At 73.0% G+C, this 12,027-nt stretch carries 11 protein-coding genes; 6 read left to right on the plus strand and 5 right to left on the minus strand.

Annotation, left to right across the window (positions count from 1 at the left end):
• Window positions 1-101: 101 nt before the first annotated feature.
• The 3 genes from hemC to hemB all read left to right on the plus strand — a co-directional run bounded on the left by hemC (window position 102) and on the right by hemB (window position 3,769).
• Window positions 102-1,067, plus strand: coding sequence for a hydroxymethylbilane synthase (gene hemC, locus C6361_RS11795; protein WP_107257659.1), 966 nt, complete (start codon window positions 102-104; stop codon window positions 1,065-1,067).
• A complete protein-coding gene (locus C6361_RS11800; RefSeq protein WP_107257660.1) occupies window positions 1,064-2,644 on the plus strand; it encodes a uroporphyrinogen-III synthase in 1,581 nt (526 codons plus the stop codon). The genes hemC and C6361_RS11800 overlap by 4 nt, the downstream gene beginning before the upstream one ends.
• 141 nt (window positions 2,645-2,785) lie before the next feature.
• Window positions 2,786-3,769: a porphobilinogen synthase gene (hemB, locus tag C6361_RS11805; RefSeq protein WP_107267768.1), complete on the plus strand. Its 984-nt coding sequence runs from the start codon at window positions 2,786-2,788 to the stop codon at window positions 3,767-3,769.
• A 51-nt stretch (window positions 3,770-3,820) separates the two neighbouring features.
• On the opposite strand, the gene C6361_RS11810 is transcribed toward hemB, so the two are convergent.
• Window positions 3,821-4,843 (minus strand): GNAT family N-acetyltransferase, encoded by a 1,023-nt coding sequence (locus tag C6361_RS11810; RefSeq protein WP_107267769.1) that lies wholly within the window; start codon window positions 4,841-4,843, stop codon window positions 3,821-3,823.
• 72 nt (window positions 4,844-4,915) lie between these two features.
• Window positions 4,916-6,277: a lytic transglycosylase domain-containing protein gene (locus C6361_RS11815; RefSeq protein WP_107267770.1), complete on the minus strand. Its 1,362-nt coding sequence runs from the start codon at window positions 6,275-6,277 to the stop codon at window positions 4,916-4,918.
• A gap of 56 nt (window positions 6,278-6,333) precedes the next feature.
• On the opposite strand from C6361_RS11815, the gene C6361_RS11820 reads away from it, so the two are divergent.
• Window positions 6,334-6,555 (plus strand): zinc ribbon domain-containing protein, encoded by a 222-nt coding sequence (locus C6361_RS11820; RefSeq protein WP_107267771.1) that lies wholly within the window; start codon window positions 6,334-6,336, stop codon window positions 6,553-6,555.
• A gap of 198 nt (window positions 6,556-6,753) precedes the next feature.
• Entirely contained in the window at window positions 6,754-9,588 is a 2,835-nt protein-coding gene (locus C6361_RS11825; protein WP_107267772.1) for an adenylate/guanylate cyclase domain-containing protein, read from the plus strand.
• A 121-nt stretch (window positions 9,589-9,709) separates the two neighbouring features.
• Here C6361_RS11825 and C6361_RS11830 read toward each other — a convergent pair whose 3' ends face one another.
• Window positions 9,710-9,898 (minus strand): DUF397 domain-containing protein, encoded by a 189-nt coding sequence (locus tag C6361_RS11830; RefSeq protein WP_107257666.1) that lies wholly within the window; start codon window positions 9,896-9,898, stop codon window positions 9,710-9,712.
• Window positions 9,889-10,686, minus strand: a complete 798-nt coding sequence (locus C6361_RS11835; protein WP_107267773.1) for a helix-turn-helix transcriptional regulator — start codon at window positions 10,684-10,686, stop codon at window positions 9,889-9,891. The genes C6361_RS11830 and C6361_RS11835 overlap by 10 nt, the downstream gene beginning before the upstream one ends.
• A gap of 357 nt (window positions 10,687-11,043) precedes the next feature.
• Here C6361_RS11835 and C6361_RS11840 point away from each other — a divergent pair, with 357 nt between their 5' ends.
• Window positions 11,044-11,322 (plus strand): hypothetical protein, encoded by a 279-nt coding sequence (locus C6361_RS11840; RefSeq protein WP_159079299.1) that lies wholly within the window; start codon window positions 11,044-11,046, stop codon window positions 11,320-11,322.
• A gap of 138 nt (window positions 11,323-11,460) precedes the next feature.
• On the opposite strand, the gene C6361_RS11845 is transcribed toward C6361_RS11840, so the two are convergent.
• Entirely contained in the window at window positions 11,461-12,006 is a 546-nt protein-coding gene (locus tag C6361_RS11845) for a phospholipase (protein WP_107267775.1), read from the minus strand.
• Between the last annotated feature and the right edge of the window lie 21 nt (window positions 12,007-12,027).

The following is a 12,027-nucleotide window of genomic DNA, read 5'->3' on the forward strand; positions in this document are numbered from 1 at the left end:
ACAGCAATCCGGAGGAGAACGATGACCGAGGTTCAGGCCGGCGCCGGCCGGACCGGTGACCCGGGGTGGGCCGACCTCGCCGAGCGGATCGAGGTGCCGGCATGACCGCGCTGCGGCTCGGTACCCGGGGGAGCGCCCTCGCCCTCGCCCAGTCCCGGACGGTGGCCGAGGCGGTGACGGCGGCGACCGGCCGGCAGGTGGAGCTGGTCGAGGTCGTCACGGCCGGCGACCGGTCCAACGCCCCGGTGCACCGGCTGGGCGTCGGGGTCTTCGTCTCGGCGCTGCGGGACGCGCTGCTCGCCGGAGAGATCGACTTCGCGGTCCACTCGTACAAGGACCTGCCGACCGCCGTCGAGACCGGGCTGCACATCGCGGCGGTACCGCCCCGGGAGGACCCGCGCGACGCGCTGGTCGCCAAGGACGGGCGTACCCTCGCCGAGCTGCCACCCGGCGCCACCGTCGGCACCGGCGCGCTGCGCCGGATCGCCCAGCTGCACGCGCTCGGGCTCCAGCTCACGGTGGTGCCGATCCGCGGCAACGTGGACACCCGGGTGGGCCGGGTGCGCGGCGCCGAGGCGGATCTCGACGCGGTGGTGCTGGCCCGGGCCGGACTGGCCCGGCTGGGCCGGGCCGAGGAGATCAGCGAAACCCTCGACCCGATGCTGATGCTGCCGGCCCCCGCCCAGGGTGCGCTGGCGGTCGAGTGCCGGGTCGACGACTCGGAACTGGTCGAGCTGCTCGGTGCGCTCGACCACGCCCCAACCCGGGCCGCGGTCACCGCGGAACGGGCATTTCTGGCCACCCTGGAGGCCGGGTGCAGTGCACCGGTCGCCGGGTACGCCGAAGTCGCCGAGGGCGACGACGGCGAGGAGATCTACCTGCGCGGGGCGGTGATCAGTCCGGACGGCACCCGTGACATCCGGCTGTCCCGCACCGGTACGCCCGCCGAGGCGACGGAGATCGGAAAGGCACTCGCCGCCGAACTCCTCGACCTCGGCGCCGACTCGATCCTCGGGGCGCCCAAGGAATCCGGCGCGAGGACCCAGCATTTTGGAGCTACAGAATGATCGGCACCCGTAAGCCCGCAGGCCGCATCGCGTTCGTCGGGGCCGGACCCGGCGACCCCGGCCTGCTGACCCGCCGGGCGCACGACGCCCTGGTCGACGCCGACCAGGTGGTATACGACCGCAGCGTGCCCGAGGCCCTGCTCACGGCCGTCAAGGCCGAGGCCAGGGAGGACGCCCAGTTCACCCCCGCCGAGGGGGCGCCGGGCGACGTGGCCAAGGTGCTGCTGTCGGCCGCCCGGTCCGGCCTCTCCGCCGTGCACCTGGTCGCCGGTGACCCGTTCGGGCACGACTCGGTGGTCAAGGAGGTGCAGGCGGTGGCGCGTACCGCCGTGCACTTCGAGGTGGTGCCGGGGGTCGGCCAGGCCGAGGGGGTGGCCACCTACGCCGGGGTACCGCTGCACGGGGTACGCACCGCCGCCGACGTCGACGACGTCACGGCGATGGACTTCGAGGCGCTCGCGGCGGCGGTCAACCGAGGCTCGCTCGCGCTGGCGGTGGACGCCGGTGACCTCGCCGCGGTCCGGGACGGGCTGCTCGCGGTCGGGGTGGACGGCTCCACCGCGGTCGCGGTGACCGGGGACGGCACCGGGGAGACGCAGTACACCACCACCTCGACGGTGGACAGCTTCGTCGCCGCCGCGCTCGGCTTCACCGGCCGGGTCGTGCTCACCCTGGGTGCCGGTGTGCCGCACCGGGACAAGCTGAGCTGGTGGGAGAACCGCCCGCTGTACGGCTGGAAGGTGCTCGTCCCGCGCACCAAGGAGCAGGCCGGGGTGATGAGCGCCCGACTGCGTGAGTACGGCGCCATCCCGTGCGAGGTGCCGACCATCGCGGTCGAGCCGCCGCGTACCCCGGCCCAGATGGAGCGGGCGGTCAAGGGCCTGGTCGACGGCAGGTACGCCTGGGTGATCTTCACCTCGGTGAACGCGGTCCGGGCGGTCTGGGAGAAGTTCGCCGAGCACGGTCTCGACGCCCGGCACTTCGGCGGCGTCAAGATCGCCTGCATCGGTGAGCCGACCGCCGAGGCGGTACGCGCGTTCGGCATCCAGCCGGAGCTGATCCCGTCCGGGGAGCAGTCCTCGGAGGGGCTGCTCGCCGAGTTCTCGCCGCACGACGAGATCCTCGACCCGGTCGGCCGGGTACTGCTGCCCCGTGCCGACATCGCCACCGAGACGCTGGCGGCCGGGCTGACCGAGCGCGGCTGGGAGGTCGACGACGTGACCGCGTACCGGACGGTGCGGGCGGCCCCGCCGCCGGCCGAGATCCGCGACGCGATCAAGTCGGGCGGCTTCGACGCGGTGCTCTTCACCTCTTCTTCCACCGTGCGCAACCTGGTCGGCATCGCCGGCAAGCCGCACGCCCGGACCGTGGTCGCGGTGATCGGCCCGAAGACGGCGGAGACCGCCACCGAGTTCGGCCTGCGGGTGGACGCCCAGCCGGCGCACGCCTCAGTGCCGGACCTGGTGGAGGCGCTGGCGTCGTACGCGGTGGAGCTGCGGGAGAAGCTGGCCGCGATGCCGGCCAAGCAGCGCCGGGGTTCCAAGGTCCAGGGCCCGACGGCGCTGCGGTTCCGGTAATCTCTGTCGGATTTCTGTAGCACCATCGGATGTGAAGCCCGCTAGGTCTTTCAGGCACCATCGGTCCTAGGGCCGTCGGCGGCCCGGGCGGCCCGGCAGACGCCGGGTCGAGTGTCGGCCGGTCGGTCGTGAGGAGTGGTCATGTCGTACCCAGAGATCCGTCCGCGCCGGTTGCGGCGGTCCCCGGCGATCCGCCGGCTGGTCGAGGAGACCCGGCTCGCCCCGGCGGAGCTGGTGCTGCCGATGTTCGTCAAGGAGGGGCTGGCCGAGCCGAGGCCGATCGCCTCGATGCCGGGCGTCGTGCAGCACTCCCGGGAGTCGCTGCGCAAGGCGGCGGCCGAGGCGGTGCACGCGGGCGTCGGCGGGATCATGCTCTTCGGGATCCCGGCGGAGAAGGACGAGACCGGTTCCGGCGGCATCGACCCGGACGGCATCCTCAACGTGGCGATCCGGGACGTGATCGCCGAGGTCGGCGACGCCACGGTGGTGATGAGCGACCTCTGCCTGGACGAGTTCACCTCGCACGGGCACTGCGGGCTGCTCGCCCCGGACGGCAGCGTCGACAACGACGCCACCCTGGCCGCGTACGCCGAGCTGGGGGTGGCGCAGGCCGAGGCCGGCGCGCACGTGGTCGGGCCGTCCGGGATGATGGACGGCCAGGTCGGGGTGATCCGGCGCGCGCTGGACGCCGCCGGACACACCGACACCAGCATCCTGGCGTACGCGGTGAAGTACTCCTCCTCGTTCTACGGCCCGTTCCGGGACGCGGTGGAGTCGTCGTTGCAGGGCGACCGCCGCACCTACCAGCAGGACCCGGCCAACCTGCGCGAGTCGCTCCGGGAGGTACGCCTCGACGTCGCCGAGGGCGCCGACCTGGTGATGGTGAAGCCGGCCCTGCCCTACCTCGACGTGCTCGCCGCGGTCCGGGCCGAGGTGGACGTGCCGGTCGCCGCCTACCAGATCTCCGGCGAGTACGCGATGGTCGAGGCCGCCGCGGCCAACGGCTGGATCGACCGGGACCGGGCGGTACTGGAGACGCTGACCTCGATCCGCCGGGCGGGTGCCCAGATCATCCTCACCTACTGGGCCGTCGAGGCGGCCCGGATGCTCCGCGACCGCTACTGACCGACCGGGGGTGCCGGGGCCGGCCGACCCCGGTCCGCCCCGCCGCGTTCCTCAGCTGCCGGCGTCCAGCCGGTGCACCAGCTCGGCCACGTCGACGCCGTACTCGTACCACTCCCGGTCGGCCTGGAAGCCGAGGTCGGCGTTGACGGCCCGCATCGCCTCGTTGGTCCGGGCGTTCCAGGTCTGCACCTCGGAGAGCTTCGGCTCGACCGAACGCAGCTCGAAGAGCATCCGGGCCTTCATCGCCCGGTCGATTCCGTAGCCCTGGTGTTCCTGGCCGACGATGGTGTCCCACTGGTCGGCCCGGGTCGGATGCTGGGCCGGCACCACGACCTCGGTGAGTCCGGCGACCAGGCCGGTCTTCTCCTCGATCGCGAGCACGATGTACGGCTTCATGCCGCGCCGGTGCAGACAGTTCAGGCTGTCCCGCAGGCGCTGCGGATCGTGCGAACTGGGGCGCAGATCCAGGTCACCGTCGTCAATGTCGCGCGTCTCGGCCTTCGCCATGGCGTACGCCTCGATCAACTCGTCCGGCGGCCCGCCGGGGCAGAACTCCAGACGGTATCCGGGACCGATTCCCTGGGCCATCTCGCCGAGCGCGACCCAGTCGACCGTGCCGAGCCGCAGCACGCTGCGGTCCTCCTCGTACTCCCGGACGAAACCGAGGGCCTCGTAGAACCCGACCGCGGGCGTGTCGCCGATGACCTCGACGCCCATCGACCGGAAGCCCTCCTGGTAGGTCCGCCGGGCGGCCGTGGCGATCAGCTTGCGCCCGAGCCCGCTGCGCCGGGCCGCCGGGTGCACCATCACCTCCAGCACGCCGATGTCACCCAACAGGAGTACGTGGGTGTGCCCGAGGATGCGGCCCGGCTGCCCGTCGGCCGAAGGCTCGTCCTGGGCGATCCAGGAGATGCGGCGTTCGCCGGGCATCACCTCGCAGAGGTACTCCCGGAGCATGCCGTTCTCCCACAGGGGGTCCTCCGGTAGGTCGGCCGCGAAAACCGCGTTGAGCGCGTCCAGGAAGGACTCGATCTCGGCGGCCGGGGCGGTCCGGGGATCCCACTCGCGCACCATCACCCGTCTAGCTTGCCGTCAACCGCAGCCTGGCGAAAGTGCCCAGTTCGTCAATGTGTCGAGGACATTACGCTAAGTCCTACTGTCTGTGCCGTACTTGTTGGCCATGTTGAACACCTCTTGGGCATATGGCCGCACGTCATTGTAGGAAAGGATGGCGCTCCACCAGTCCGAGGCGACCGACAGGTTGCGGCCTCCCTTGCACAGATAGTTACCGGCCGCCAGAGCCGCGTCGTCGATGCTGTGCGGGTTCTCCACCCCGTCGCCGTCGGCGTCGGCCCCGATCTCCTCCCAGGTGGTCGGGATGAACTGCATCGGTCCGACCGCGCGGTCGTAGGTGGCGTCCCGGTCGAGCCGGCCGTCCTCGGTGTCCATGATCCGCATCCGGCCGCCGTTGCCGTCCAGCGGCAGGCCGATGATCTCCGGCGCGGCGATCCCGTTCGCGCCGAGGACCGCCCCGTTCGCCCGCCCGTGTGCGGATTCCACCTGGCCGATCGCGGCCAGCGTGGTCCAGCGGAGCTGGCAGCCGGGCGTCGTCTGACCGACCCGCAGCTCGGCGTAGCCGTACGCCTGGAGCGCGGTCGTGGAGATCTGGACCCGGGGCCCGATCTGCCCGGCCCAGCCGGCGAGTACGTCGGAGGGGCGCCCGCCGGTCGCGTTCCAGGGCGGTGCCGGCACGCTCGGCGTGCCGAAAGCCGGTGGGCTCGGCAGCCCCGAGGGCAGCCCGCCGGGGTCGACGGGGAACCCGGGTACGGTCGGCGAGGGCGGCGGCAGGCTCGTGGCGGCACCCGCGTCGACCGGCCGGGCCTGCCGCGCGGTGGCCGGGATCAGGAACGCTCCCGCGGCGCCGGTCGTGGCCACCAGGGCGAAGAGCAGCAGCGCCGGCAGGGTGAGCCGGCCACTCGGCCGCTTCGACCAGGCGCGTACCGCCCCGGGGGACGGCCAGCGGGAGACCGCGTGCGCGAACCGGACCCGGATCCGCCGGTTCCGCCCGGCCGGCGCGGTCACGGGTACGTCGAGGTCGATGACCGTCTCGCCCGACTTGCCCGCCGGGATGGGCGGAGTGGCCGCCGCCGTGGTCGTGCCGGCGGTGCTCGCCGCCGTCGCGCTGGTCGCGGTGGCGTCGGGCTTCGCCTCGGCGGCGGGCTGCGGCTCGGCCTCGGCGGCCGGCTCCGGCTCGGTGGTCGCCTTCGGCTCCGTCTCGGCGGCCGGCTCGGCCTCGGCGGGCGGCGTCGGCTCGGTTTCGGCGGTCGGCTTCGGCTCCGGCTCGGCGGGCGGGACGGGTTCGGCCTCGGCGCGCGGGCGCGGCACGGCGACCGATGGTGGATCGAAGTCCTGATCCGGGGCGGCACCCGAACTGGCCAGCGGCCCGTCGAAGACCGGCGCCGCGGGTCGCAGTGGTCGAGTCGTAGAAGTCTCCTCGCGCTCCGCCACCCGTCGAGTATTACCCATCCAACGTCGAACGTCAGGTCTGGCCGTACGCTGTTGGTATGCCCCGGTACGAGTTCCGTTGCCGCGCCTGCGGTGACACCTTCGAGATGAACCGGCCGATGGCCGAGGCCTCGGCTCCGGCGTCCTGCCCTCGCGGGCACGACGACACGGTCAAGCTACTGTCGACGGTCGCCTTCACCGGTCGCGGCGCGGGCGGTTCCGCCCCGGCGCCGATGGCCCCCGGCGGCGGCGGCTGCTGCGGCGGGAGTTGCGGCTGCTGAGGCCGTAGCCCGGCTGTCCGGACCTGGCCCCCTCCCGTTCCGGACAGTGAGGACAGTTCGCGACCGTGATGTCGGTTTCGTGGCACAGTCCCCGGTTAGCACCTTGGTACGGGGTCGCGCCGTCCGTTTCTACGATGGGCCAACCCGTAAATATGCGGCAGCATGAACGCGACTTCCAGGGGGCGGGAGGTTCCAGGCATGTCAGCACGGATCCACCTGCCGAGCGGGTTGGTGACATTCATGTTCACCGACATCGAGGGCTCCACGCGGCTGGCCCAGATGCTCGGGCCGGGCTACCGGCCGGTGCTGAGCGAGCACCGGCGCCTGCTGCGCGCGACCCTGGCCGCCAGTGACGGGACCGAACTCTTCACCGAGGGCGACTCGTTCTTCGTCGCGTTCGCCGACGCCTCGTCCGCGCTCGACGCCTCGCTGGCCGCGCAGCGTGCGCTGAACAACCACGAGTGGCCGACGCCGGAGGCCACCCCACGGGTCCGGATGGGACTGCACACCGGGCACGCCGAGCCGCGCGACGGGGAGTACGCCAGTGCCGAGGTGCACCGGGCCGCCCGGATCGCCGCCGCCGCGCACGGCGGCCAGGTGCTCTGCTCCGGTGCGACCGCCAAGCACGCCGCACCGCTGCCGCCGGGTGCCTCCCTGCTCGACCTCGGTCTGCACCGGCTGCGCGGCTTCGACGACCGGGAGCGGCTCTTCCAGCTCGTCGCCCCCGGGCTGGAGCGCCAGTTCCCCCGTCCGCGTACGGCCGACGCGATCCCGCACAACCTGCCGACCCAGGTCACCTCGTTCGTCGGCCGGCAGGCCGAGCGGGAGGAGTTGGACCAGCTCATCGACTCGCACCGGCTGGTGACGGTGGTCGGCGCCGGTGGGGCCGGCAAGACCCGGCTGGCGGTCGAGCTGGCCGGCGGCGTGGTCGAGTCGTACCCGGACGGGGTCTGGTTCGTCGACATCGCCACCGTGACCGATCCCGGGCTGGTCGCTTTCGCGGTCGCCGCGGTCCTCGGGCTGCGGCCGGAGCCGGGCCGGCCGATGCTGGAGACGCTTGTCGAGTTCGCCGCGTCCCGGCGGATGCTGGTCGTGCTCGACACCTGCGACGCCCAGCCGGCCGCCTGCGCCGAGGTGATCTCGCGACTGCTCGCCGGCGGCAGCGGCGTACGCGTGCTCGCCACCAGCCGGGAGTCGCTGGGGCTGCCCGGCGAGGTGATCTGGCGCATCCCACCGCTCTCCGTCGACCCGGCACCGGGCGGCGGTCCGAGCGAGGCGGTGACCCTGCTGCTCGACCGGACGGCGGCGGCCCGGGGCGGGCGGCGGTCCGGGCCGGCCGAGTCGGCCGACCTGCAACGGGTGGTGACCCGGCTGGACGGGCTGCCGCTGGCGATCGAGCTGGCCGCCGCCCGGCTGCGGGTACTCTCCGCCAGCCAGCTCGCCGAGCGGCTGGACGACGTACTCGGTGCCCTGGACGCGGGCCGGGACGACGTGGAACCCACCCCGGCGGCGGCCCGGAGCTGGTCGGCGAACCAGCAGGACACCGTGGACCTGGCGGCGGCGGCCCGGGGGGTGGCGCCACCCGTCGGCGCCCGCGCGGTGCAGCGTTCGGCCACCCAGCGGCACGTGACCATGCAGGCCACGGTCACCTGGTCGTACCGGACGCTCGGTCCCCGGGCGGCCCGGCTGCTGCGCTGGCTGGCGGTCTTCTCCGGCCCGGTCGACCTGGCCACCGTCGAGTGGCTGCTCAACGACGATCCGCTCGACCCGCTCTCGGTGCTGGTGGACAAGTCGATGATCCAGGCCGAGCCGAACGTCTCCGGCAGCACCTACCGGATGCTCGACCCGATCCGGGCGTACGCGGCGCGTCGGCTGGTCGACGCGGGGGAGGAGCAGACCGCCCGGGACCGGCACGTGGCCTGGTCGCTGCACGCCTTGCAGCGGGCCTACCTGGGTCCGGACGACCGGCCGGTCACCCTCTCGCTCTACGCGCTCGACCCGCTCGCCGACGAGCTGCGGGCCGCACTGCGCTGGACGGTCACCGGCGGCAGCGCCCGGCAGGGGCTGCAACTCGCCAGCGGGTTGGACGAGTGGTGGCGGGAGCGGGGGCTGGCCCGGGAGGGGCGGCTCTGGCTGTTCCGGCTCTACGGCCGGATCGCCGAGACCGGCGAGCAGATTCCCGAGGCGGAGCTGGCGGCGGCGTACCACATGCACTCGCAGCATGCCGGCGCGGACGGTGAGTTCGCCGAGGAGCTGCGCTTCTCGCAGCGGGCCGAGTCGGCCGCCCGGCAGGCCGGCGACGCGGGCCTGCTGATCCGGGTACTCGCCGGCCGGGCCGCGCCGCTGATCGACATGGGACAGTTCGCCGAGGCCGAGCGGGTGTGCCGGGAGGTGATCGCCGAGGCCGAGACGGAGGGCGTGGCCGGTGAGGCGCTGCTCGCCGTCTACAGCCTGGCGGAGCTGCTCTGGCGTCGGGGTGCCCTGGACGAGGCGGCCGAGCTGCTCGGCGCGGCCCGGCCGGTGGAGGCGAGCCGGCCGACCGAGCGCGGCAAGCGCTCCGTCGACATGCTGCTCGGGATGGTGGCGCTGGCCCGGGGTGATCTCGTCGCCGCGCACGACCACCTGGTCGTCGCGCTGCGGTCCCGGATGAGCTACGGCTATCTGGCCAGGGCGTGCGACACGGTCAACGCGATCGCGGTGCGCTGTGCCGGTGGCGGGGACCCGAGGTCGGCGGCGCGGCTCTTCGGCGCGGCCCAGCTCACCCGCTCGGCGATGCGCTGCACCCCCGGCACCTTCGGGGCGTACTGGCTCCAGGAGCAGACCGCGCTGCGGAACGTGATGGGGGACGCGGCCTTCGACACCGCGTACGCGGCCGGGGCCGAACTGACCCTTGAGGAGGCGGCGGCGGTGGCCCTGGAGGTCGACCATCCCGACCTGGCGGCCGGCTCGATCCGGTTCTCCCACGTGGAGACCCCGGCGCAGCGGCCACGGCCCCGGGAGAGTGTCGACTCGCCCCGGGAGGCCGAGCGCTGAAGCGGGCGCACCGGCACCGCACCGGCCGGCCCTGCCGAGGTCGGGCAGCCGGGGGCGGGTGGCGAAGACGGCGATGCTCCCGTACCCGGGCGGGTGCGGGAGCATCGGAGCGGTGCTGCGGTCAGCGGGCCTTGGCGAGATCGACGAATATCCGCCAGGACTCGGGGCGGAACGCCAGGACCGGACCGGTCGGATCCTTGCTGTCCCGGACGGCGACCACCTCCGACAGATTGTCCGCCACCTCGACGCACGCACCACCGTTGCCACCGGACCGGGTCGACTTGTGCCACAGCGCCCGAGTTAGGTCCATATCTTTGACACTTCCTTGATCAATTCGAGTGACTGTTTGAGGGGAAGGGCATAGTTGCGCACGACTTCCCACATTCGCACGAGTCTAACAATTTCACCCGGTTGATCCACGATCTGTGCCTTGAGCTGATTGTCGGCGTATCCGACCCGGCTGTCGTCCGGCATCTCCGCGACGATGAACTGCCCGGCCAGTCCGAGATAGATCCCGGTGCTCGCCGGCACGACCTGCACCTGGACGTGGTCCAGTTCGGCGAGCGCGACGATCCGTTCGACCTGCTCGCGCATCAGCCCGGGGTGCCCGGGGGCCGGCCGGCGCAGTACCGCCTCGTCGATCACCGCGATGAGCTGCGGCGGGACGTCCCGGTTGAGGATCGCCTGCCGGGCCAGCCGGGAGGCGACGTGCCGGTCGATCTCCTCGGCGGTGAACCGGCCGCCGGCCAGGGTCGCCCGGGCGTACGCCTCGGTCTGCAACAACCCGGGCACGTACGCCGGCTCGAACCAGCGCAACAGTATCGCCTCCCGCTCGATCTCGATCCAGTCCCGCAGCCAGATCGGCGCGCTGTCGAAACTGGCGAGCCGGACCAGGAGCCGGGTGTACGCGCCCCCGGTCTGGAACGCCCGGTCCACCGCCGCCACGTACTCGCCGGTCGGTGGCCGGTGCCGCGTCTCCACCGAGCTGACGTGCGTCGGAGAGAACTTGACGGTACGTGCCCACTCCTCCTGGGTCATCGCCCGGGACGTCCGCGCCTCGATCAACTCCTCGACCAGCAGGTCCACCGCCGCGCCCATTACGCACCCTCCACTCGAAATGTGTCGGTATCTACGCGGCCCACTCAGCACTACGCGTTCGCCGCGGCCCAACTGCGCAAAGGTTCCGGATCGTCGTCCACAGTATTTGCCTCTACACCAGACTGTCACCGACGGGACCGCTCCGGGGTCGTTTCCTGGGGGGAGAGCGGTACCCGCGCGGGGACCGCTCGGAGCCGGCACCGCACGAGCGGTCCCCGCCTGCACAGCGAACGCGGAGGGGGTCGCGAGATGAGCTGGTTACGCAGTAAACCCGAACGACATCGCCGGGACTGGCGCCGACTCTGGCGGTACTGCCGGTGCGGCCACCGGTGGCGCTGTCCCGGCACGGTGGGCGCGGTGCGGTCCGCCGGGCCGCCGATGCCACCGGCCCGGCCGGCCGTGACCGCCGATCCGCCGCCACCACCGGCCCGGGCCAGGCCGACGAACCAGCGGCTCAGCTGGGCGCGGCCGGTCGGCAGCCTGGCCAACCGCGCCGGGCCGTCGGCGTCCGCCGGGGTCGCCGGTGCCCGGGCTTCCGAGCCGGGCACGCCGTCGGGGCAGTCCGACAACCTGCGCCGGACGGCCCAGTCGCCGGGCCGGGCGCGTCGACGACCGTTGGCCCGGCGCTCCATCTGAGCCGCTCCGCCGGACAACCTGGTCGGGACCGGCGCCGACGGCAACCGGCCCGGGACGGCATCGGGACCGGCGCCGACGGCAATCGGCGCCGGTCCCGACCGGCTCAGTGGGCCGAGCTGTGCGGCGGGGACGCGGAGGTCAGCGGGCCGCGGCCGCGGCCGCCCGGCGCTCGCCGTCGGCCTTGAGCTTCGCCGCCCTGTCCAGCTCGGACTGGCTGATGATCACGGAGCCGAACGCGCGTACGGCCTGGTAGTACGTCCAGGCCAGGCTGTAGCAGGCCGGGCGGACGAAGGCGTTGTACGTCGCGCAGACCCGACGCAGGTCCTCGTAGAACGCGCTGTCCAGCCGGGCCTTGTTCGGGTCGAACTGGCCGACGGCCTTGTGGTTGCGGTAGCCGAAGTCGTGCCGGTAGCAGGAGAGTTCGAAGTTGAACCCGAGCGGGTTGTCCGGGCTGGAGGAGCAGTAGTCGGTGCTCCAGTTGAAGGCGTACTCGGCCCAGGCGGCCTGGTTGGTGCGGGCCGAGTTCCAGGCGTTGTAGCTGCTGGCGCTGGTCTGGGTCCAGCTCGACAGCACGGCGAGCTTCTGTTCGGGGGTCACCGCGGCGGCGGCGGGCGAGGCGTACCCGAGCAGCGCCAGAACGGCGAACGCACCGGCGGCAAGGGTCGTGAGCAGGCGACGGGACAAGGCGCGTACCTCCGGATAGAA

This window comes from Plantactinospora sp. BC1 (assembly GCF_003030345.1).
In the GTDB taxonomy this organism is placed as follows: Bacteria; Actinomycetota; Actinomycetes; order Mycobacteriales; family Micromonosporaceae; genus Plantactinospora.